The following is a 1377-nucleotide window of genomic DNA, read 5'->3' as shown; positions in this document are numbered from 1 at the left end:
GTGCATAACATTATTCATGTCATAACCAGTGATGTCAGAAATCATTTGTGGATTGGAACCCGCCAGGGAATTAGCGTCTACGATGAGCTTTCCGGAAAATTCAATACCGTAGTTTATCACTCTGCCAAAGGTACGGACACCATAAGGGAAGTGATCAAAGATATTGAGGCAGACGCCAAAGGAAATGTTTTTATCGGGTCTGAAGGCCTTGGCTTGCTCTTATGCAAAGCCGATAAACTTATTGCAGACCAGATTCCCTTAGTTGTAAATGGAAAAGAAACCAGGTCATATGGAGTTCAATCTCTTAAAATGGATCAGAAGGGAAAGCTCTGGGTATTTGTTCAAAATCTTGGGTTATGCGTGCTGGACGAGCATTCAGGCAAGCTTAAACTAATAAACACTTCCCTTAGTATGTCGCTTTGCATGGAAATTCTTGGCAACTATATCTGGATTGGAACAAATAACGGCCTGTTTAAATATGATATGCTTCACAATGGCGTGGAACAGATGTTTGCTACGGGTAATGTGCCAATTAGTAGTGCAGTATCTACACTTAAGTTTGATTCATCAAAAAATCTTTGGATTGGGACAGTTGCCGGACTGATATATCTCCTTAATGGTTCCAGTTCGGAAATAGAATCTTTGAAAACGGCAGATCATAAAAATGCTCTGGACGGTAGCATGATTTATTCTATTTATATTGATAAGGAGTCCAGGAAAAGGATCGGAACTTCTTTTATCGGGGTGGGCATCATTGATCCGAATAAAAAGAAATTTCAAACAATCGCGAATGAGCCTGGAAACAAAAAGTCACTGGCAAAGAGTGCCATTACAGCCTTTTACGGTGATCAGGAGGATCAGCTATGGATTGGTACTGAAAACTCAGGACTTAATATCTGGAACAGAAAAACAAACTCATTTGTTCAGCATCAAAATATTCCAGGAGATCCAAAATCCCTTTCGGGAAATTTTATTACCGCTATTATCTCCGATTATAAGGGGGATGTTTGGCTGGGGACTTTTGCCGACGGATTAAACCGATACAACAGATCAACCCAAACTTTTGAGAGATATAAGTGTATTAATCCTCAAACCGGAATAGAAAGTAAAGTTGTGTTCAACTTATACGAAGATCGTGCCCATACCTTATGGGCAGCTACTTTGCGCCGCGGCAGTTTACTGGGAGCTTTATACAGATTAAACCGCACCGAAAATAAATTTGAGCTCTTTGATACCAAACTTACCGACCTGTTTGTATTGCATGAGGATGCCCGAGGTGTTTTTTGGGGAGGGAATCTGAACCAGCTGGTGAAAATCGACAAATTGGGTAAAAAACACCAGTTCTTTAATATTGGTTATACGGTTCGGGTAATTAAT

The 1377-nt window shown here is 40.2% G+C and carries 1 protein-coding gene; it reads left to right on the top strand.

Annotated elements, in window-relative coordinates; genetic code table 11:
- The coding region (locus AC1DDX_RS27415) for a ligand-binding sensor domain-containing protein (RefSeq protein ID WP_477623034.1) at positions 1-1377 on the top strand (1377 nt) is incomplete at both ends.

The organism is Pedobacter sp. 10L46_2 (genome assembly GCF_056395165.1).
This window is presented reverse-complemented; position numbering and strand designations above follow the sequence as displayed.